The 235-nt window shown below is 66.8% G+C and carries 1 pseudogene; it reads left to right on the forward strand.

The features are described from left to right. Nucleotides 1-227, forward strand: a pseudogene (locus KVT37_RS32985) (non-canonical purine NTP pyrophosphatase); the annotation flags it as partial. Between the last annotated feature and the right edge of the window lie 8 nt (nucleotides 228-235).

The following is a 235-nucleotide window of genomic DNA, read 5'->3' on the forward strand; positions in this document are numbered from 1 at the left end:
GCGGCGAGGCCGAAGGCACGCTGGTATGGCCGCCGCGAGGCACGCTGGGTTTCGGCTACGATCCGGTGGTTTAGCCTAATGGTTTCGACAAGACGGTTGGCGAGATGAGCGCCGAGGAGAAACACGGCTGGAAAACCGGCCAGGCAAGGGCGCTTTCGCACCGCGCCCGCGCCTTCCTGCAATCCGCCCAGGCGCGGGTGGGTCTGGTGCGGCTCGGCTCACAATGATCGGGTCC

Origin of the sequence: Mesorhizobium sp. GbtcB19 (genome assembly GCF_019091085.1) — a bacterium.
Taxonomy (GTDB): Bacteria; Pseudomonadota; Alphaproteobacteria; order Rhizobiales; family Rhizobiaceae; genus Mesorhizobium.